Raw genomic sequence first — 20,311 nt, 5'->3', positions numbered from 1 at the left:
TAATAACAAGAAGAGGGGGAGAGCAGCGGGCATCAGCGGCGAAAATATCGGCCGCGATGCCCGTGGCGATCGGTCAGGACACCGTGCGCTGCGGTGCGCCGTGGACCATGGTGTAGGCGTAATCGACGCCGATGCCGTAAGCGCCGCTGTGTTCGCGGACCAGTTCCATCACCGCTTCGTAGGTCTCTTTGTGAGCCCAGTCACGCTGGAATTCGAGCAGCACTTGTTGCCAGGTCACCGGCACTGCGCCGGCCTGAATCATGCGCAGCACCGACATGTCGTGAGCTTCTTTGGTGGTGCCGCCCGAGGCGTCAGTGACGATGTAAACCTCGTAACCTTCAGCCAGTGCGTCCAGCGTCGGGAAGTTCAGGCAGACCTCAGTCCACAGCGCGGCGATGATCAGTTTTTTGCGTCTTGTGGCCTTCACTGCTTCCACAAGCGCTTTGTCTTCCCACGAGTTCATCGAAGTGCGTTCGATAGGCTGTTGATCCGGGAACACGCCCAACACTTCTGGCCAGATGTAGCCGCTGAAGCTCTTGGTTTCGACCGAGGTAAGGATGGTCGGCACGTTGAAAATCTTCGCCGCTTTGGCCAGACCGACTGTGTTGTTCTTCAGGGTCTGGCGATCGATCGACTGCACGCCGAAGGCCATTTGCGGCTGGTGATCGATGAGGATCAGGGCGGAGTTGGTTGGGTTGAGCAGTTCACGGATAGACATGGCGCGTTCCTTTTGATGTCGATAGTCGAGTCGTAGATGAGTGAGCCGCTGTGCTCGCTGGAGCGTTGCTGGCTGGCTTGGGAGTGAATCTACGGACTAATCGATAACGCAACAATTACCCTAAATTGAGACTCATTGTTTCTATTTTGGGGACGTCCTCAAACACACGGATGCGGTGCGCAATTCTCAAACGACAGGCAGAAAAAAGCCCGCTGGGGCGGCGGGCTTAAAGAGGATCAAAAGGAGTCATTGGAAGATGCGCCGATGGCCGTGAAGATTTTGTGAAAAGCGTTATTGAAAACGATTCTTCTTTGTTGCGGCCGATGAACGGTCATGCCACGGCCGCGTTACAGGCTGCTCAGCCTATCGATAGCCCCGCGCTTGCAGGTCAAACAGTTGCGCGTAGCGACCGGCTTGCGCCATCAGGCTGGCGTGATCGCCGCGCTCTAGAATGCTTCCCCGGTCCAGCACTACAATGTGTTCGGCGTTGCGAACGCTGGAAAACCGGTGGGAAATCAGCAGGCTCATTCGGCCTTGGGCGTACTCACGAAAGTGCTCGAAGACCGCGGCCTCCGCGCCAGCATCCAGCGCGGCAGTCGGTTCATCAAGGATCAGAATGTCGGCGTCGCGACGCATGTAGGCCCGCGATAGGGCGATTTTCTGCCACTGCCCGCCGGATAATTCCTGCCCGCCTGCAAACCATTTGCCGAGCTGCGTCTGGTAGCCGTTGTCCAGGCTGTCGATAAAGGTCGCGGCCATGCCTTGCGCAGCGGCTTCGCGCCAACGGGTCTCATCGTCAAACGCACGCACATCACCGACGCCAAGGTTTTCGCCGACTTTCATTTGATAGCGCAGGTAATCCTGAAAAATGACCCCGATGCGCCGGTGCAGCGTGGCCTGATCCCAGTCCTGAAGATCGCTGCCGTCCAGCAGGATGCGGCCTTCGCTGGGGCTGTAAAGACGGGTCAGCAGCTTGATCAGCGTGGTTTTGCCCGAGCCGTTTTCGCCCACCAGCGCCAGACTTTGACCGGGCTGCAGATGCAGGTCGATAGCGCGCAGCACCGGATTGGACGCGCCGGGATAAGTAAAACCGACGCCCTCGAAACGCAGCCCGTCCCCCGGTTGTACGCCGGTGGTGAGGTGCCCGGTTTCAGCGTTGACTGGCTGGCCGAGGTACTCATACAAATGCGTCAGGTACAGGCCGTCTTCGTAAAGCCCGCCGATGGCGCTGAGGCTGGAACTGATCGCCGATTGCCCTTGCTTGAACAGCACCAGATACATGGTCATCTGGCCCAGGGTGGTGCTGCCGTTGACCGTGTCGAGCACGACCCAGGCATACGCCACGTAAAAACCCAGCGTGCCAAGCAGCCCAAGGGCAAAACCCCAACCGTCGCGGCGCAGGGTCAGGCGGCGATCTTCGGCGTACAGACGGGAGAAGGTTTCCCGATAACGCTTGAGCAACAGCGGCGCGAAGCCGAACAGCTTCACTTCCTTGATGTGGCCTTCCTGGGAGAGCAGGGCTTCGATGTAATTCTGCTGACGGGTTTCCGGGGCGCGACGGGTGAACAGTCGAAACGCATCCCCCGAAAAGTGCGTTTCGGAGAAGAACACGGGCAGCGCGCCGATCACCAGAATCGCCAGCGCCCAAGGCGAAAAGTGCACCAGCAACACGGCAAAACTCACCAGCAAGATGAGGTTCTGCACCAGCCCAAGGGATTTGATGACCAGACCCAACGGCCGGGTCGAGGCATCGCGACGCACCCGCACCAGCTTGTCGTAGAAGTCCGAATCCTCGAACTGTAACAACGACAGCGTCTGGGCTTTTTCCAGAATCAGCAGATTGACCTTCTGCCCCAGCTGCACCCGCAACAGCGATTGCTGCACCGACAGCGCTCTTTGTGCAGCCGCCAGCAACGCCAGTACACCGGCTTCTGCCAGCACAAAACGCAGCACTGGCCACAACGGCGCGTGGCCTTGGCTTGCATGCAATTGCATCCCTTCGAGCACCGCATCGACGATGCGCTGCCCGAGCCAGGCGGCCAGCGCGGGTAAAACTCCGGCGACCAATGTCGCAACGATCAAGCCGATGAACAGCCCTTTGGACGTGCTCCAGACCAGACCAAGTGCGCGCCGGGTTTGATCCAGAAATGCCCTGAGGCGGGTGAAAGACGTCATGTATCGACAAGCTCCGAGAGGGGTGTTTAAAGGTGCAAGAGGAGAATCGCGACGACGTGGCCAAGGAAATTGCGCGCAAGGCGCTGAACCAGCCACTGGACGATCGCAGCCGATGTTGGAGCGAGGCTTGCCCGCGAAGTCGACAACCCTGTAAGCCTGACACACCGCAATAGTTTTAAAAGGGGGCTGATGTAATTAACCGGTTAACAGGAAGGTCTCCTGCAATCCGCGTTTAAATAAATCAGACCCCTTTAAACGACTAAACCAGATACTTACGAAACCAGTCCAGCGTCCGGTCCCAGGCCAGCGTCGCGGCGGCTTCGTCGTAGCGCGGGGTCGAATCGTTGTGAAAGCCGTGGTTGGCGCCGGGGTAGATATACGCTTCGTAGGTTTTGCCCGCAGCTTTCAGCGCTTGTTCGTAGGCGGGCCAGCCTTCGTTGATGCTCTGGTCCAGTTCGCCGTAATGCAGCAACAGCGGGGCTTTGATGCGCGCGACGTCTTCGGATTTCGGCTGGCGACCGTAAAACGGTACAGCGGCGGCCAGTTCGGGGTACGCCACGGCAGCCGCATTGGCCACGCCGCCGCCATAACAGAACCCGGTGATCCCGACTTTTCCGGTGCTGGTGTCGTGGTTCATCAGCCATTCGATGCCGGCGAAAAAGTCGTTCATCAGCTTGGTCGGATCGACCTTCTGTTGCAGCTCTTTGCCCTTGTCGTCATTACCGGGATAACCACCCACCGAGGTCAGGCCGTCCGGGGCGAGGGCGATGAAACCGGCTTTGCCCAGCCGCCGGGCAACGTCTTCGATATAGGGGTTGAGCCCACGGTTTTCATGGGCCACCACCACGCCGGGCAGCTTGCCGCTGACTTTGGCCGGTTGTACCCGATACGCCCGCACGGTGCCGTTGCCTTTGGGCGAGGGGTAAGTGATGTATTCGGCGACGATGTCCGGGTCGGTGAACGACACTTGTTCGGCCAAGGCGTAATTGGGGCTAAGGGACGCCAGCATCGCCGACGCGGTCAGCCCGCACAGGGTGAACGCCGCCGCGCGGTCCAGAAACTCGCGTCGGTTGATCCGGCCGTGGGCGTAGCCGTCGTAGAGTTCGAGCAGTTCAGGGGCAAAGTCTTTGGCGGTGAGGCGAGTCATCTGCGCTTCCTTATCGATTCGTTCGGGCTGGGCTGTCAGGTCCGACCTTGGACAGTAGGCACGATCCGTTGACTGCGCAAATCTTTGCGACGTGAGCACCAACCTGTAGGAGCGGTACTGGCAGCAATCTGGCCAAAGACAATCCCGTGGGAGCGGACCTATCCGCGAATGGGTCGGTAGATTCGATATATCTCTGCTGTCTGAAACATCGCTTTCGCGGACAGGTCCGCTCCCACATTACTGAGAGGGCGGCAGGCCCTGGAGGATGAGTCGGGCGTCTGGCTCACTCAGCGGGTAATCAAAAAACTGCCGATAAAACTCCACCGTATTCGCGACCATATCCACATCCCCAAACAGCTCCGGATGCAGCTGCTGCGCGGCCCATTGAATTTGCAGCGCAACCTCGGTGCCGTAGCGATCCCACGGGAACACGCCGGCTGGATTGCGCAGCACATGCTGCTCTTGCACGGCCTTGAGCTGCGCCAGCAACGGCGCCTGCGCAGCGTGACTCAGGTCGCCAGCGCCCGCCGCCAATATCACCACGTCCGGCTGCCAGGCCAGCAATTGCTCGGCGGACACCACCTGCATGTTGCCCTTAAGACCCGTCGCCGCATTACGCCCGCCGGCAATCTTGATCCAATCGTCAATCAGCGTGTCGCTGCCATCGACCTTCAGCGGATTAACCGAAGCGATGTGCAGCACACTTGGCCGCTGCTCGGTGGTCAATCCAGCGAATTTGCCCTGCACGCCTGCAAGCTGCGTGTTCAGGTACTGGTTGTAGGCATCGGCACGCGCCGTCGGCTGCGCGCCGCCAAGGGCCTGAGCCGTCGCGAGCATCGAGCGTTGCAGCCCGGCCAGATCCGTGTAGCCCATGCGCATCACCGGCAGGCCGACTTGCTGATACGCCAGCGCCTGTCGATCCGCGGTGGAGGTAAACACCAGATCCACCCGGTCGGCCAGCAGCCCCTCGACATTAAACGCCGTGCCCTCGACGCTGGTGGCCTGATTCAGGCTCGGCAGCACCTTGAACATCCACGGCTGGCTGCGCGCATGGTTGACCGTGGCGACGATGCGCGGACCGGCGCCGAGAGTCATCAACAGTACGTGATGGGCATACCAGGCGTCGGCGATACGCATGGGTTCGGCGGGCACCGTGACCGATTGTCCGCTGTCATCCACTACCTGCCGAGCGTCTCTGTCGTCAGCGTTCGAGGAGAGGCTGATCACTAACAGGCAACCCATCAACCAAGGCTTCAAGCCAACAGCCGCCACTTACAGATCCACCTGAATCGACGCCTGCAACATGCGCGGCGCCGCCACCGATGCACTGGCCTGGCCTGCGCCGGTGTAGCCGTTCAAGCCGCCGGGGACGATGTTGGTCCAGTAATGCTCGTTGCCGACGTTGGTCATCTCCAGGCGGTAGACCGTGTCCCGTTTCATCAGGCGCGTGCTGTAGCTTGTGCCGATGTCGAAGGTCTCGTAGCTGCCGACCCAGTGATCGTTGCTGTCATCGGTAGGGCGAGGGCCGACATAGCGCGCGTTGAGATTGACGGCCAGCCCTGGCACCTGATCGATGCGGTATTCCGTCAAGAGGCTTGCGGTCACTCGCGACAGGCCGACGATGCGCGTGTCTTCAGTGCTGGCGTTGCCGGTGGACAGCAGCTTGGGATCGAGCCAGGTGATGCCGCCATACATTTTCAGGTTTTGCGTGAGGCTGCCATCCGCCAGAAATTCCATGCCCCGATTACGCTGATCGCCGGCGATGGCATAGACGTTGTCCGCCTGGGTGTAGGCGAAGGGCCGCTTGATCTGGAACGCTGCCAGCGACAGGTTCACGCCGCTGACTACCCATTTGCTGCCCAGCTCCCACATGCGGCTGCGATACGGCGCAAGGATGCTGCCGACGTTGCTGCTGCCTGCTGCGGCGCTGTCGCCTTGTTGCAGGCTGTCGGCGTAGGTGAGGTAGAACGTCAGGTCATCGACCGGCTTGTACAACAGGCTGCTGGCGGTGCTGATCCCGGAATCCTTCGATGACGTGTGGGCGCCAGCCAAGGTGTAGTTGTCGGCGGTCAACCGGCTCTGGCTGCCACTGAGCATGACGCTCCACTGCGGGGTAAACGTCAGCGTGTCGCCGAAAATGAACGAGCGCTGTTTGGCGTTGGCCGAGTGATAGCGATCGGTGAAGTCCGGGTAGTTCGGTTCAGTGAAATTGGCCGGATTGCTTAACGACGCGCTGCCCAGGGTCTGCGTGCTGCCCGACACCGGGTTGTAGTTATCCCAGTCAAAACCGGTCAGGCCGAAGGTCAGCTCGTGCTGGATCGGGCCGGTGTTGACCGTACCGTTCAGGTTCGCCAGGTAGCTGTTGATCGTAAAGCGGCTGGCCGTGGCGCTGGACACCGAGGTGCGATAGGCACCGCTGTTGTTGATCAGCGTATTGGTCACGCCAGTGGATTCGCGGTCGGCGATCTGCCGCAGGGCACCGACGTCGAGTTTCCAGTTGCCGTCGAAGTCGTGCTTGAAGTGCGCGCTGGCGGTGTCAGTGGTGTTGTTGTCGCCAGCGAAATTCTGCCCCAGGTTGCTGCGCGTCGCGTCCGGCGCGTTGGGCAGCTTGACGCCGGAGGCCACGGCGAACTTGCCCGGCAGGCCTTTGGCGAGATAGTTGTAATGACTCAAATTGGTCTCGATGACGCTGTCGTCGCTGATTTGGAAATCCGTCGCCAGACTCACCAATTGCCGGCGCAAAGTACTGCCGGGCGCGTAGCTGTGGCCTTGTTCATCGGCGACGTTGAGGCGGTATTTGATCTTGCCTTCGGGGTCGAAGGGGCCGCTGAGGTCGGCCGCTTTCAACCAGCTCAAGCCGGTGCCGACGCCTGCCGTCACGCGGTTGCGGGTGAAGTCGGTCGGTCGCTTGGACAGCAGATTAAACGTGCCCGCCGGGTTCGCCGGACCGTACAAAGAGCCGGACAGCCCGCTCAGCACCTCGACGCCGTCCAGTTGTTCAGCGGGGTAGTCGGTGGTCGACACCACGTTGAGCCCGTCGAGCCGGCTGTTCTGCACCACGCTGCCCTGCAAGCCTCGGGTTTGCGGGCGGGCACCGTCGGCCTGTACCGAAGGCAGGTAGCGGATGATGTCCTTGAAGCTTTTGAGCTGCTGGCTGTCGATCAGATCGCGCGGCACCACGCTGATGGAGTAGGGCGTGTCCTGCAAACGGCGCTGACCCATGGGCCCGACCGTGGCGGATTTGTCCCGTGCCTGTTGCGCCAGCGAGTCATCGGCATTGACGTCGATGGGGGCCAGTTGCAGTTCTTCGGCGTGAGCCAGTTGCACGCAAACGCCTAGCAACAGCGGCGCAAAAACAAGGTGGGGCGGGAGTGAACGTCTCATCAACAGAAGGCTCAGCAAGGGACAAAAAATCGGTGTCCGTCGGCATCGATCTGCCGCACGGTGACGTGATAAAGACGCTGCATCAGGTCGCTGTCGATGACGGCGCGGGGCTCGCCATCGGCAATCAAACGACCTTCATGCAGGACCAGCACGCGGTTGGCCCAGGCCAGCGCCTGCTCGGGTCGATGACTGCTCGAGAGCACGCTCAGGCCTTGACCGGCCAGCCGTTGCAGCAAGTCCAAAAGGCGCAATTGGTGCCCGTAGTCCAGGCCTGTCACTGGCTCGTCGAGAATGATCAGCCGCGCCTTTTGCACCATCGCGCGGGCAATCAGCACCAACTGACATTCGCCACCGGACAGCTCCGTGTAAGGCCGCGCTTGCAGATGCTCGATCCCCAGCTCCGCAAGGGCTTGGGTCACGGCTTGTTCATCGGCAAGGCCTGGCGCACGGCCGAGACCGGTCACCGGTAAACGACCCTGGGCAACGATTTGCGCGACGCTGAACGGGAAACTCGGCACGTGGGTTTGTGGCACGTAGGCCAGTTGTCGGGCGATGGCGCGACGGCTCAGGTTGGGTAACGGTTCGTCATCAAGCAGCACCTGCCCGCTGGCCGGTTTCAGCAAACCAAGCAGCAGCCGCAGCAGGGTGCTTTTGCCCGCACCGTTGGCACCCAGCAGGGCGATGTTGTCGCCAGGACGAATGCTCAGGGAGATGTCATCGAGGATCAGTCGGTGGCCGATTCGAAAGCTCAGTTGGTCCGCTCGCAACAGCGTCATAACCAGCCCTTGCGCACGCGGTGCAGCACCAGCACGAAGGCAATCGCGCCGAACAGTTCGGTGATGATGCCCAGCGGAATTTCCCCTGCTGAAACGCTGCGCGCTACGCCGTCCGCTGCCAGCAGGAACACCCCGCCCAGACAAGCACTCACCGGCAGCAAACGCACGTTGCTCGGCCCCACCAGCAGCCGCGCCAGATGCGGCACCAGCAGGCCGATCCAGCCGACCATCCCGGCCAGACTCACGGTCAATGCGCAGATCAGCGTTGCCAGAATGATCACCCCGTAACGGATTTTCTGCACCGGCACCCCAAGGCTGTAAGCCTCGTCATCGCTCAGGGACAGCGCGTCGATGGCACGTCCGCCAAAACACAGCAGCACGATCGCAATCGCGAGCACTGGGGCGATCCACATCAGGGTGTGTTGATCCACCGCGCTGAGACTGCCCAGCAGCCAGTAGACGATGCTCGGCAGCTGATCGACCGGATCGGCAATGTATTGGGTCATCGATAACAACGAGGTGAACAGCGCGTTGGCGACGATGCCGCCGAGCACCAGCAGCAGGATTGATGAGGTCTGGAACATGTGCGCGATGCCCACTCCCACCGCCACGGCGATCAGCCCGGTGACGCAGGCCAGCAGCGCAATTGGCAACGCCTGCCAATGCCAGATGATCCCCAGCGCCGCGCCAAACGCGCAGCCGCTGAGCACACCCAACAAACCCGGCGACACCAGCGGATTGCGAAACACCGCCTGATACGCCGCGCCGGAAACCGACAAACCGGCGCCCACTAACACGGCGGCGATCACACGGGGCAGGCGGGCGTCGATGATCAGGCTGTGCAGGAGTTGGACGCGGGCAGTCGGCACATCGCCCAGGCCCAATGGCTGGAGGATGAACTGAGAGAACTCGGCGAGTGAGATCGAATATCGCCCCACCAACAGGGCAAGCAACATGGCGGCACACAGCAGACACAGGCTGAGCCAGACGGAAAAACGGGAAGAAGGGGGCATCAAGCGCTCAATGTAACGGTATGTAAAAAAGTATATAGCGATGAGCCTGCAGGTACTACGGACAATCACGGCTTGGGGGAAATCTTCATCCAATTAACAAGGTCGACGCTGCTTTTGCAGGAGCTGACGAGCACCGCGAGGCTCCGGGGTCGCGCTCGACCGATGGAATCTGTCTGACACACCGCAATCGCAGCCTCCCTTCGGGTCGTCAGCTCCTAAGGGGAATGTGGCGAGGCGAGCGAATCGGTGTGTCAGGGACAATGGCTCGCTGTAGGAGCCAACTTGTTGGCGAGGCGGCTATGTGGGTGTTTCAGGGATGCCAGCTCGCGAACAAGTTCGCTCCTACAGAGGGGTCGGTGGGGTTAGCTGCTTTTGCGGACGGGTTTACCAAACAACCGCAACCGGCTCACGCCGCCATCCGGAAACACGTTCAATCGCACGTGAGTGATCGGGCCCAACTGCGTCAGTTCTGCCTGGTAGAAATGCTCACGGTCCATCTGCATTTTTTGCTCCGGCAGCAGGTCTCGCCAGAACAGACTTTGGGTTTCGATCTGCCCGTCGGTGCCGCCTTTGACGTAAGCGGCCTGGATCGATACCCGGTCCGGATAGTTGCCCTTGTAGTGCAGCGTGTCGACCACGATACGCTCGATTTCCCCGGCGACACCCAGCGCGACGATCACCCAGTCATTGCCCGGTGTGCGACGGCGTGCGGTTTCCCAACCTTCGGCCATCACCGCTGCGCGGCCGGGGTTGATGATGTTGCCCATCTGCCCGTAATGCTCGTCGGAGCAGGCAATCGCCCGACCACCGTTGAGCGCGGCGCACAGGTCCACGCTCTCGTTCGGATCGATGCTCGACCAGTCTTTGTGCGGGATGCCATACACGCGCAGTCGCGCAACACCGCCATCCGGGAAGATGTTCAGCCGCAAGTGGCTGTAAGGCGCGCTGTCGTCCAGGGCGTGATAGTGATGACTGTCGCCACGCAATTCCACGGCGCCCAGCACTTCGGTCCAGACGGTATCGTCATCGGGATCGGCGCCTTGCAAAAAGCACCCCTCGATTGAAGCCGACGGCGGGAAGTTGCCGGTGAAGAATGAAGTGTCGATGTCCACGCCCTTGAGCGTGCCGGCTACGCCGAGGCGGATGACAGCGTGGTCGTAACCTTCGTGGCGTTTGCGTCGTGACTCCCAGCCGTCCATCCACTTGCCGTTGTCGTCGAACACGCCGTCCTTGAACACCGCAGGGGTGTGCTGGAACAAGCGGTTCACGTCGGCGAACCAGTCATCCGTGACCGACAGCGCGACGGTGCCGAGGCGTGCGTCGGCCAGGTTCAGGTATTTCTCGAAGGCGTGTTTTGGGGTGTTCATGGGCATACCTTTAAAAGAGAGAATGCGGTCATCAGTCCTGGCCGAGAACCTGTGGGAGCGGACCTGTCCGCGAAGACAATGTGCCAGGCGATACATGTGCATCGGGCACACCGACCTCTTCGCGGACAGGTCCGCTCCTACGGGTAAATACCATCAACCTCAACCCCGCGCCGCTTTCACATGATCCGGCACCCAAGGCCCTTTGACGCTGATCGCCGGGAAGGCTTCATCGATGATCTGCAAATCGGCATCCTTGGGTGTGTTGTCGCCTTGGCCCTGAATATTGACGATGTCTTGCGGGCAGGCGGAAAACGCGACAAAGCAGTCCATCTCCGCGCGCAAGGTGATGTAGTCGCCGGGGTTAGTGACCGTGGGCAAGGTCGCGAGGGTGATGTTGTCCGGGTGTACGCGAATATTCATGAAAATGTTGAACGATGCCAGGTTGCGGCGCGGTGGCGTCACGCCCAGTTCGAGCATGCCTTCGAACAGGTTGTCGCTGCAGTTGCGGTGGTAATGGGTGCAGCCGAGCAGCTCATAGCGACGGCGATCACAGGCGGCCATGAAGGTGTCGTGCACGCCGGGCGAGGTGTCTTCAACCAGCGTCAAAATCGGGTGACGGGCGCTGGTGACGAAGCTGTCGCCCACCACCGGATTCAAATGCTGGGTCCATACCCGCGTGGCCTCCATGCACATGAACTCCTCCAGGTCGTAGGCGTTCCAGGCCCAGCAATCCACAACCTGGGTGCCGTGGGTGTTGATGACGCGCACCGATTGCCCGGCTTTCAAGCGTACGGCTTTGCCGTGGCCGGCGTGGATGGTCAGGGACGGCGAAGAGGCAACAGACATGAGTAAAACTCCAGGTTGAATTCAGGCCAGACGATGGCGATTGAGGCGGCGCTCGAGCGCGCCCGCTGCGGTGTCCAGCAGCAAGGTGATCAGCCAATAAGCGATGGCGACCACCAGATAAATTTCCAGCGGCGCGTAGCTGGTGGAAATGGCTTGTTTGGCGGCGTACATGAATTCTTCCACGCCCACCACCGACAGCAGCGCGGTGTCTTTGATCAGCCCGATCAGCAGGCCAACGGACGGCGGCAGCGCCACCGGCAACGCCTGTTTGAGCAGAACATGGCGCAGGGTTTCCCAAGGGCGCAATCCCAACGCAGCACTGGCCTCGTATTGACCACGGGCGATGCCGCCAAAGGCCGAGCGCAGCACTTCGGCCATGTACGGCCCGTAATACAACGTCAGGGCGGTGACCCCGACTACAGGCGAACTGAGCGTAATGCCGTATTCCGGCAGGATGAAAAACAGCAGATAGATCAGCACCAGCATCGGCAGGCCGAGCACGAAATCAATGTAGGTGCGCACGACTGCTTGCATCCAAGGCCGACCCTTTTGCAGGGCCCAGGCCAGCAGGGCGCCGAGGACCAGCGCGGTGCAGGCCGAGATCAGACTCAGGCGCAACGTAATCAGCAAGCCGGCAACCAGATCGGGCGCGTTATCGACAATCGCTGACCAATCCATCAATGACTCCTCGCGCGGTTGAAGCGCCGTTCCAGGCGCCGCGCCAGCTTGAGCGTCGGCCAACAGATCAGCAGGTAGCCTGCGACCACCAACGCCAGCACCGGCGTGGCCTCATAGGTGCGGGCGATGACCAACTGTCCGGCGTAGGTCAGCTCCGTGACCGCCACCACCGAAGCCAACGGCGTGGTTTTGACCACCAGCGTGAACTCGTTGACCAGCGCTGGCAGGCTACCTCGCAAGGCTTGGGGCGCCGACACGTACCACCAGCGCTGAAACCCCGACAGCCCGAGGGCCTCGGACGCCTCGGTCTGACCGTGGGGCAGGACGCGGTAGTTGGCGCGCAGGATCTCGGCGACGTAAGCGGCGCTGTTCAGCCCGATCGCCAGCACCGCCGCCAAGAGCGGTTTACCGCCCAGACCAATCAGCGGCAGAGAGAAAAACACGATGAACAGCTGCACGATCGACGGCACCCCACGCATGACACTGACGTACAAATGCCCGATGCCGCGCCACAGCGGCGTCGACCGGCCACGCAGCCACCAGATCACATGACCCATGGCAAAACTGGTGACGGCGGCAAGCACCGTCAGTTCCAGCGTCACCAGCAGGCCCGTCGCCAGGTCGGGCAGGGCGTTGAGCAGTTGAGCGCTTGAGGTCATGGATTACGCCGGGAAATCGCTGAGGTCTTCAGCCACCGATAACTCGACGGCGCCGGGCTGGTCGTTGCCAGCGATCCCGGTGCAGCAGGTCGAAACCACAAACACTGTGTCCAGCACCACGCGGCAAGTTACCGAATCCCCGGCTTTTACAGTGTTGGGCTGCGGCGTGAGCGTGCCTTGCTGATCCAGCTGCACGTTCATGAACAGGTTGATCGGGTCCGGCAGCTTGGGTTGTTTGCGGCCCAGGCGTTGCAGCTCGGCGATCAGCGATTCGACGCAACCGGTCAGGCCTTCGTAGCCGTTGGCGGCGAGAAAAGCGCTGGTGGAGGCGGGCATCAGCAGGTCGTGTTTGCCGACGCTGTCCTTTCCCAGCACCATCACCGGACGGCGACGGTTATTGACCAGGCGCATGCCAGCGCCGAGCACGTACGAGTTGCTGAACACCCGCGTGTGATGCACCGACAGATGCACGCTGGGTTCCGTTTCGCTGAAGCCGAACAGGCTCGCCACAGCGCCGTCTTCAAGTGCCTTGATGCGTAGCAATTGACCGCGCTTGACCAGAATGGAACCGGCGCTGCCTGCCTCTACTTTTACCGATTGCATCGGCAGCGTTGCGCGGGTTTCGGTGGCTTCTTTCATTAACAACATGGGGGGGCTCCTCAAGCGTGCAGCGGTTCGTCATCGGTGATGACGATGTCGATAGGCGTCACCAACAGGCCGTTGCCGGGAATGATGTCCTGCGGGCATGACGACACGGCGCAGACCAGATCTTTCAACGCGCGAAAGACGATGCGGTCGCCTGGCTTGCTCACCGGATCAGTGACTTGCATGCGGCAGTCGGCGGTCACCGGGCCGTTCTGAAACAGGTTGAAGGGCTCGGGCACGTTCACCGGCAACACGCCGTACGCACTCAGGCCTTCGTGCATGTTGTCCAGGCAGTTGCGATGGCCGTCCACGCCGAAGTCGACGCTGAAACGGGTGCAATCGCAGGCCGGGACGTTGGCGTCATGCACGCCGACGGTATCGTGCAGCACCTGCAGCAGTGGCTCGTCGGCATTCGAATACAGGCTGTCGCCGACACCGAAGAACAGCGAATCAAGGCGCCTGCGCGTGTGGGTCGGAGACAGATATTGCTCTGGCTTACCATTAACGATGGCGACGAAATCCGCCGCTTGCTGGCCGTCACGATCGATCACCGTGATGAACTGACCGCTGCGCACTTCGAAGGTACGGCCATGCCCGGCAGGCACATGGACGTGAGTGGGGGACGAAGACATGGAGGTACTCACTTGGCAGGAATGAAGTCACTGGAAGGCAGATCGAAGGTCACGCCCAGGTACTGCTGTTGCAGTTTTTGCAGTTCGCCGGAGGTCTTCATGGCGATGATCTGATCGCTGATGACTTTGTTCAGGCGCACGTCGTCCTTGCGCGTTGCCCAGCTGATCCATTGACTATCGCCCAGTTCGCCGACCTGACGCAGGTTGTCGGGGTGCTGTTTGCGCAGGGCGCCTAACACGGTGATGTCATCGAGGATGAAATCGGCGCGTTTGGTCATCAGGGCGGACATGGTTTGATCGACGCTGTCTACGCCGACGATCTTGATCGGCGCCAGGCCTTTGTCCTTGAGCTGGACGTTGAACTGCTTGACCAGTTGTTCGGGCGCGGAGGTGGTTTTGACAGCAGCGCTCAGGCCGGCCAGGCTTTCGACCTTCAAGCTGGCCGTGTCCAGGCGTTTGTCGTCGGCGCGGGTCATCACGGCGTTGACGCTTTTGCCGAAGGGCGCGACGAATAACACTTTGCCGGCGCGTTCGGCAGTGACGTTCAGAGAGGAACCTTCTGCGTCCACCGAGCCTGAAATCAGCGCCGGGATAATGCCGCTGAACGCCATCTTCTGGTACTCGACCTTCACGCCAAGGGTTTTGGCCACCTGAGCCATGATGGCCGGGGTGTAGCCGGTAATGGCGCCGCTATCGTCGGTGTATTCGTAGGGCGCGAACGTCGGGTCGATGGCCACTACCAACGTGCCGCGGGCCTTGACGTCGTCCAGGGTATCGGCCTGGGAAACTGTGACGTGCAGGCTGACGGCCAAGGTCATGGCGGCCAGAACGAACGGAACTCCGGAGAAGGTTTTTTTCATGATGGCGCCCTTGGTGAGGTAGGTAGACCCAAGGGGTATCGCAGGTTCTGTGCCAGCCAGAGCGATGATGTCAAAAGAAAATCAGCAGGCCTTTAGAAACAATGGTTTCAGGTGTCAAGACTGTGAAACATAAGTTTCTTTCGAGCGTTAGTGTGCTTGTTTATTCAGTTGCCGCACGCTCCAAGATAGTGCGTGCCTGTACGTTCCTGGTGCTTACGGCAGCTATTCCAGCTCTTGAAGTTGCTGATGCAGCACTTCAGCCTGAGGCAGATGCGTGGATTTTTCGCCCGCCAGTTCTTTGCCGACCAATGAGCACAGCAGATTGGTGATACCGGCAACGCTGGCGTTGCTGTCAAACATCAGGCTGCCCTCGGTGTGGCAGCGGATGACCCAGCGCGCCAGTTGCGCCGGTTTGCCGGCGAGCACGTCCGAGATATAGAGGATCTGCACCCCCAGCGCGGCCATCGCCGCCATGCCGCGTTCAAGCTGCGGCACCCGTCGCCGCAAACCGATGCAAATGGCGACATCCCGTTCATCGAGGCCTGCCAGGTACTCGGCGAGACTATCCCCCGGTGCCGGCAGTACCAGAATGTCGCCGCGCACCTGAATCAGGTTGCTGCGAAACATCACCGCAATGGTCTGGCTGTGGCGATAACCGATCAGCACCACGCGCCGGGCCTTTGCAATAGCCTGGGCCATCTCGAACAGATCGGTCTGGGACAACGACTCGTAAGTCTTCGCCAGATTGGCGATCTCTTGATCCAGGTGATGCTGGATCAGCGCCTGAGGGTCGCGATCCTCGTCACCCATATGCTGCAAGTACAAAGGAGAGCCGCCGCTGCTGGCTTTGCGCGCATCACGCCGGGCAGTTTCGTAGGAATCGTAGCCCAGGGCCCGAAAGAAACGGGTGGTGGTGGCTTTGGAAACGCCTGCGCTGGTCGCCAGCTCCGTCGCCGTCTGCATCGCCAGATAGCCGGGGGAGGCGAGGATGACATCGGAAAGCCGTTGCTCGACCGCCGACATCTGCTCATACCGACTGCGGATGCGGCTTTCCAGAGACGCTGACGGGTCCGATGACGTGACGGTGCTTTTGGACGCCATGGGCGGCTCCCTGTGTTGATGGGCAATGCGGTGGCTGATGACGATGTGGTGCTGCGAAGGCATGGCAGTGTACAGAAGAATTTCCGCAGAGCCTTGTCGGCACGAGGCCTCGCACGACCTGTGCCATTTTGTCGCACGGCACAAGTCGGGTGCGACATACCTTCGGCCGCTCTGAATGTTAAATTCTGCGCCCGCTCAACTTGCGTGGCGCCGCCTGTGGCCTGCGCGTGAGGAAGGTAAACATGAATGGATTACTGACCCGTCGCCGGGTACTCACCGGCATGAGCCTGCTGAGCCTGGGCCTGCTCGCGGGTTGCGACGGTTCCACCAGCGCCTTGTCGTTCAAGTACGGCAAGGACCTGAGCAACAAGATCCTGGGGCGCACGTTCAAGCTCAAGGATGTGAATGGCGATGTGAAGCTGCTGTCGAGCTATCGAGGCCTGATGCCGATGATTTTTTTCGGCTTCACCCAATGCCCGGCTGTCTGCCCGACGGCGTTGGCCCGCGCGGCGCAGGCAAAAAAGCTCATGGGCCCGGACGGCGACACGCTGCAGGTGATTTTCATCACTCTGGACCCGGAGCGTGATACGCCGAAGATGATCGACGCCTACGTCAAGCAGTTCGATCCCAGCTTCGTGGCGTTGTCCGGCACGCTTGAAGAAACCGCCGCGACCGCTAAGGAATTCGGGGTGTTCTACGAGAAAGTCCCGCTGGGCGATACCTACACCATGTCCCATTCGGCTACCAGTTTCGTCTTCGATTCCCGGGGCAATCTGCGCCTCGGGCTGTCGCCGTCCCTTTCGGCAAAACAGTGCGCAGAAGACCTGCTCACCGTCATGGAGGTGTGCTGATGAGCACTCGATTTTTCTCGTTAATTGCTCAGTCGTCTGTATTGGCGCTGCTTTTGGGCTTAAGCCTGAACGCTTCTGCCCAGACCACCGTGGAAGACGCCTGGGTGCGCGCAACGGTTGCGCAGCAAGCATCGACTGGCGCGTTCATGCGCATCACCTCGACCACCGACAGCAAGCTGATCGGCGTTCAGTCGTCGGTGGCCAAGATTGTGCAAATCCACCAGTCGAGCATGGTCAACGACGTCATGAGCATGAAAGAAGTTGCCGATGTTCCGCTGCCTGCGGGCAAACCGGTGCAGATCGAGCCTGAGGGTTACCACATCATGTTGATCAATTTGGTGGGCCAGGTGAAGGAGGGCAATCAGGTGCCGCTCACCCTGACGGTTGAAAACGCTAGCGGCGAGAAAGAGACAATCCAAGTCAACGCCACAGCGCGGGCGTTGAACGCGCCGGAGCATGGCGGCATGCACATGCATTGATCCATGTGCCAGATCGCGAGCAAGCTCCCTCCCACAGTTCCAGTTTGATGTGGGATAGCGCGGCGTTTCGATGACGGGAGGTCTGCGGCCTGCGGCCATAATCAAAATCCATTGCCGTGCAATTCGCTTCTGCCGCAGGCGTAGGAGCCATCGGAGGCTACGACGGTCGCGATGGGCTGCGAAGCGGCCCCAAACCTGCTTCGATTCAGCCTGACACACCTCATTCGCAGGTTTTACTGCCTCTGCGCGGCAGATCGCGAGCAAGCTGCGCTCCTACGGCCTCCGGCCAGAATCAAAGCGACTTTCGCCGCGCCGCTATCGTGCTTCTGCCGCAGGCGTAGGAGCCATCGGAGGTTACGACGGTCGCGATGGGCTGCGAAGCGGCCCCAAACCTGCCCCCTCGATTCAGCCTGACACACCGCATTCTCAGGTTTTACTGCCGCTGCGCGGCAGATCGCGAGCAAGCTGCGCTCCTACGGCCTCCGGCCAGAATCAAAAGCGACGTTCGCCGCGCCGCTATCGTGCTTCTGCCGCAGGCGTAGGAGCCATCGGAGGTTACGATGGTCGCGATGGGCTGCGAAGCGGCCCCAAACCTGCCCCCTCGATTCGGCCTGACACACCGCATTCACAGGTTTTACTGCCGCTGCGCGGCAGATCGCGAGCAAGCTGCGCTCCTGCGGCCTCCGGCCAGAATCAAAAGCGACCTACGCCGCGCCGCTATCGTGCTTCTGCCGCAGGCGTAGGAGCCATCGGAGGTTACGACGGTCGCGATGGGCTGCGAAGCGGCCCCAAACCTGACAAATTGGTATCGCCTGACACCGCCATCAAACGCTTTTCAACCACTGCTCCCGGCTCAATTCCCATATCTCTTTGCCCATGACGCCGCTGACGAACCGGGCTTCGCCGACCGACACCAATGTCATGCCTTCGCGCTCTGAAACCCGTCGTGAGGCTTGGTTGCCGACTGCTTTGGGGACTTGCATCACTGGGCGGTCCAGGGTTTCAAACCAGTAACGATTAACCACCTCGCAGGCCTCGCTCATATAGCCGCAGCCGTGCCATTGGGGGGCCAGCCAGAAGCCACGGTTGTTGCCGGGTTGGTCGTACAAAGAAATACTGCCGATCGCCTGTTCCGGGTCATCGCTCAGACGAATCATCCAATGCCACTCCTCACCACGTTCGATGGCAGGCAACGCGACATCTCGCACGTAACACAGCGCGCCGTTGGCGGGGTAGGGCCACGGCACGCGACTGTCTAGATATCGCACCACTTCCCAATGAGCGAACAGCCGCTGTATGAGCGGCGCGTCAGTCAGTTGCAAGGGCGTCAGCGTCAAACGCGGGGTGTTGAGTGTCGGTGGGCTGTCCATGGCGGTCCTTGGGTAATGGCTAAAATCACAGCTAGAAATAAGTGATGGCTATAACGTCGAAGTGCCTTTGTCGTTAACCTCCCACCCCAGAGCGGTCAGTTGATCACGCAATGCATCCGCCAGTGCCCATTGCTGCTCGCGACGAGCGATCAGACGCTGCTCGATCAGCGCAGCAATCGGTGCAGAGATTTCATCTGCCGGCGGGACCCACTGATCCAGTCCCAACCCCAGCGTTTGATCGAAAGCGTGCAACGTTGCACGGCGATCAGCCGGCGGCAAGTCACTCTTGATCAGTTCCCAAACCACCGCCAATGCCCGCGGCGTATTCAAGTCCTGATTCACCTCATTCATGAACCGCTTAAAAAAGTCCGCATTGACGTTGCCGCCCTCCGGCCATGAAGCGAAGTGTCTGCGCACTTTGCCCAATGCGACGACTGCGCTTGCCAGGCCCTCGTCGGTAAACCGAAGCGTGCTGCGGTAGTGCGCGGTCAGGCATAAATACCGGTAAGCCAGTGGGTCGATGCCTTGTTCGATCAGCGATTGCAGACGCAGGAAGTCGCCGTCGGACTTGGACATTTTCCCGTGTTCCAGGGTGAGAAACGCGCCATGCAACCAGAAATTGGCGGGGCGAGTACCGTGGCAGGCTTCGCCCTGGGCTATTTCATTGCTGTGATGCACGCTGACGTGGTCTTCCCCGCCGCAGTGGATATCGAACCAAGGGCCCAGGTATTTGGCGGACATGGCCGAGCACTCGATGTGCCAGCCTGGGAATCCGATGCCCCACGGGCTGGGCCATTCCATTTGTCGCGTGCTGCCCTCGGGGCTGAATTTCCATAAAGCAAAATCGGTGGGCTGGCGTTTGTCTCCCACCGCCACACGCGTTCCGGCCCGCAGGCCGCTGGCGTTGAGTCGTGCCAGATAGCCGTAGTTGTCCTGTCGCTGGGTGTCGAAGTAAATCCCGTCGTTGGTGCGATAGGTGAAGCCCTTGTCTTGAAGGGTTCGAATGAAGTCGATTTGCTCCTCGATGTGCTCGGTGGCGCGGCACCAGAGCGTCGGTTCAAGCAGGTTGAGATCGCGCCAGTCCTGCTTGAAGGCCGCAGTGAAACGTTCGGCAATGGTCCAGGCAGACTCACCGCTGCGTCGGCTGCCTTTCTCCATTTTATCCTCGCCTTCGTCGGCGTCGGAGGTCAGATGGCCGACGTCAGTAATGTTTACCACATGCCGCACGCTGTAGCCGTTGGCCTGCAGCGTGCGGCGCAGCAGGTCTTCGAAAATGAACGTGCGCAGGTTACCGATGTGCGCGTAGTCGTATACCGTCGGCCCGCAGCAGTAGAGGCCCACGTGTCCGGGTGTCAGCGATTGGAACGCACGCAACGTTCGCGTCCATGTGTCGTAAAGCGCCAGGCTCATCGGTCAGATCCTTGTGTTGAACGATTCCACATTAAATGACGGGCAAAAAAAATGGCCACCGGGGTAAGCGGGTGGCCATTGGTATGCGTGCTCAGTCAGTCACGCGTACGCCAGGGCCACGTGAGACAGCAATTAGAGAAGACGGTGATGTTCGAAATAATGTTCATGGTCCGCACGCTAACCTCGCCAAAGCCGGGCGT

General features: G+C 60.6%; 19 protein-coding genes. 2 read left to right on the top strand and 17 right to left on the bottom strand.

Going from position 1 to position 20,311, the window contains the following annotated elements; all coding sequences use genetic code 11:
• Positions 1-73: 73 nt before the first annotated feature.
• The 15 genes from ACWKWM_RS10085 to ACWKWM_RS10015 form a co-directional block, all read right to left on the bottom strand.
• Positions 74-718, bottom strand: a complete 645-nt coding sequence (locus ACWKWM_RS10085; protein ID WP_483846006.1) for a hydrolase — start codon at positions 716-718, stop codon at positions 74-76.
• A 363-nt stretch (positions 719-1,081) separates the two neighbouring features.
• Positions 1,082-2,893: an ABC transporter ATP-binding protein gene (locus ACWKWM_RS10080; RefSeq protein ID WP_483846005.1), complete on the bottom strand. Its 1,812-nt coding sequence runs from the start codon at positions 2,891-2,893 to the stop codon at positions 1,082-1,084.
• A gap of 259 nt (positions 2,894-3,152) precedes the next feature.
• Positions 3,153-4,040 carry a YghX family hydrolase gene (yghX, locus tag ACWKWM_RS10075; RefSeq protein WP_483846004.1) on the bottom strand — a complete coding sequence of 296 codons (888 nt, stop codon included), beginning with the start codon at positions 4,038-4,040 and terminating at the stop codon, positions 3,153-3,155.
• Between the two features lie 237 nt (positions 4,041-4,277).
• Positions 4,278-5,312 carry an ABC transporter substrate-binding protein gene (locus ACWKWM_RS10070; RefSeq protein ID WP_483846003.1) on the bottom strand — a complete coding sequence of 345 codons (1,035 nt, stop codon included), beginning with the start codon at positions 5,310-5,312 and terminating at the stop codon, positions 4,278-4,280.
• Positions 5,313-7,424 carry a TonB-dependent receptor gene (locus ACWKWM_RS10065; protein WP_483846002.1) on the bottom strand — a complete coding sequence of 704 codons (2,112 nt, stop codon included), beginning with the start codon at positions 7,422-7,424 and terminating at the stop codon, positions 5,313-5,315.
• An 11-nt stretch (positions 7,425-7,435) separates the two neighbouring features.
• The gene (locus tag ACWKWM_RS10060) at positions 7,436-8,200 is read right to left on the bottom strand and encodes an ABC transporter ATP-binding protein (protein ID WP_483846001.1); all 765 of its coding nucleotides are present in this window, start codon (positions 8,198-8,200) and stop codon (positions 7,436-7,438) included.
• A complete protein-coding gene (locus ACWKWM_RS10055) occupies positions 8,197-9,213 on the bottom strand; it encodes a FecCD family ABC transporter permease (protein WP_483846000.1) in 1,017 nt (338 codons plus the stop codon). The genes ACWKWM_RS10060 and ACWKWM_RS10055 overlap by 4 nt, the downstream gene beginning before the upstream one ends.
• Before the next feature lie 362 nt (positions 9,214-9,575).
• A complete protein-coding gene (gene alc, locus ACWKWM_RS10050) occupies positions 9,576-10,580 on the bottom strand; it encodes an allantoicase (protein ID WP_483845999.1) in 1,005 nt (334 codons plus the stop codon).
• 159 nt (positions 10,581-10,739) lie between these two features.
• The gene (locus ACWKWM_RS10045; RefSeq protein ID WP_483845998.1) at positions 10,740-11,426 is read right to left on the bottom strand and encodes a DUF1989 domain-containing protein; all 687 of its coding nucleotides are present in this window, start codon (positions 11,424-11,426) and stop codon (positions 10,740-10,742) included.
• A gap of 21 nt (positions 11,427-11,447) precedes the next feature.
• Positions 11,448-12,104, bottom strand: coding sequence for an amino acid ABC transporter permease (locus ACWKWM_RS10040; RefSeq protein ID WP_483845997.1), 657 nt, complete (start codon positions 12,102-12,104; stop codon positions 11,448-11,450).
• Positions 12,104-12,763 carry an amino acid ABC transporter permease gene (locus ACWKWM_RS10035; protein ID WP_483845996.1) on the bottom strand — a complete coding sequence of 220 codons (660 nt, stop codon included), beginning with the start codon at positions 12,761-12,763 and terminating at the stop codon, positions 12,104-12,106. The genes ACWKWM_RS10040 and ACWKWM_RS10035 overlap by 1 nt, the downstream gene beginning before the upstream one ends.
• Positions 12,764-12,766: 3 nt before the next feature.
• Positions 12,767-13,411 (bottom strand): urea carboxylase-associated family protein, encoded by a 645-nt coding sequence (locus ACWKWM_RS10030; protein WP_483845995.1) that lies wholly within the window; start codon positions 13,409-13,411, stop codon positions 12,767-12,769.
• An 11-nt stretch (positions 13,412-13,422) separates the two neighbouring features.
• Complete coding sequence (locus tag ACWKWM_RS10025; protein ID WP_483845994.1) at positions 13,423-14,040, bottom strand: DUF1989 domain-containing protein; 618 nt, start codon at positions 14,038-14,040, stop codon at positions 13,423-13,425.
• Between the two features lie 8 nt (positions 14,041-14,048).
• The gene (locus ACWKWM_RS10020; protein WP_483845993.1) at positions 14,049-14,900 is read right to left on the bottom strand and encodes a transporter substrate-binding domain-containing protein; all 852 of its coding nucleotides are present in this window, start codon (positions 14,898-14,900) and stop codon (positions 14,049-14,051) included.
• Positions 14,901-15,122: 222 nt separating this feature from the next.
• A complete protein-coding gene (locus ACWKWM_RS10015; RefSeq protein WP_483845992.1) occupies positions 15,123-16,001 on the bottom strand; it encodes a MurR/RpiR family transcriptional regulator in 879 nt (292 codons plus the stop codon).
• A 242-nt stretch (positions 16,002-16,243) separates the two neighbouring features.
• On the opposite strand from ACWKWM_RS10015, the gene ACWKWM_RS10010 reads away from it, so the two are divergent.
• Entirely contained in the window at positions 16,244-16,852 is a 609-nt protein-coding gene (locus tag ACWKWM_RS10010; protein ID WP_483845991.1) for an SCO family protein, read from the top strand.
• Positions 16,852-17,331 (top strand): copper chaperone PCu(A)C, encoded by a 480-nt coding sequence (locus ACWKWM_RS10005; protein ID WP_483845990.1) that lies wholly within the window; start codon positions 16,852-16,854, stop codon positions 17,329-17,331. The genes ACWKWM_RS10010 and ACWKWM_RS10005 overlap by 1 nt, the downstream gene beginning before the upstream one ends.
• Before the next feature lie 824 nt (positions 17,332-18,155).
• On the opposite strand, the gene ACWKWM_RS10000 is transcribed toward ACWKWM_RS10005, so the two are convergent.
• Together ACWKWM_RS10000 and cysS are read right to left on the bottom strand one after the other, a co-directional pair.
• Positions 18,156-18,701 (bottom strand): GNAT family N-acetyltransferase, encoded by a 546-nt coding sequence (locus ACWKWM_RS10000; protein WP_483845989.1) that lies wholly within the window; start codon positions 18,699-18,701, stop codon positions 18,156-18,158.
• Between the two features lie 48 nt (positions 18,702-18,749).
• Complete coding sequence (gene cysS / locus ACWKWM_RS09995) at positions 18,750-20,111, bottom strand: cysteine--tRNA ligase (RefSeq protein WP_483845988.1); 1,362 nt, start codon at positions 20,109-20,111, stop codon at positions 18,750-18,752.
• Positions 20,112-20,311: the final 200 nt, after the last annotated feature.

Source organism: Pseudomonas rosaeacicularis (assembly GCF_057128745.1).
This window is presented reverse-complemented; position numbering and strand designations above follow the sequence as displayed.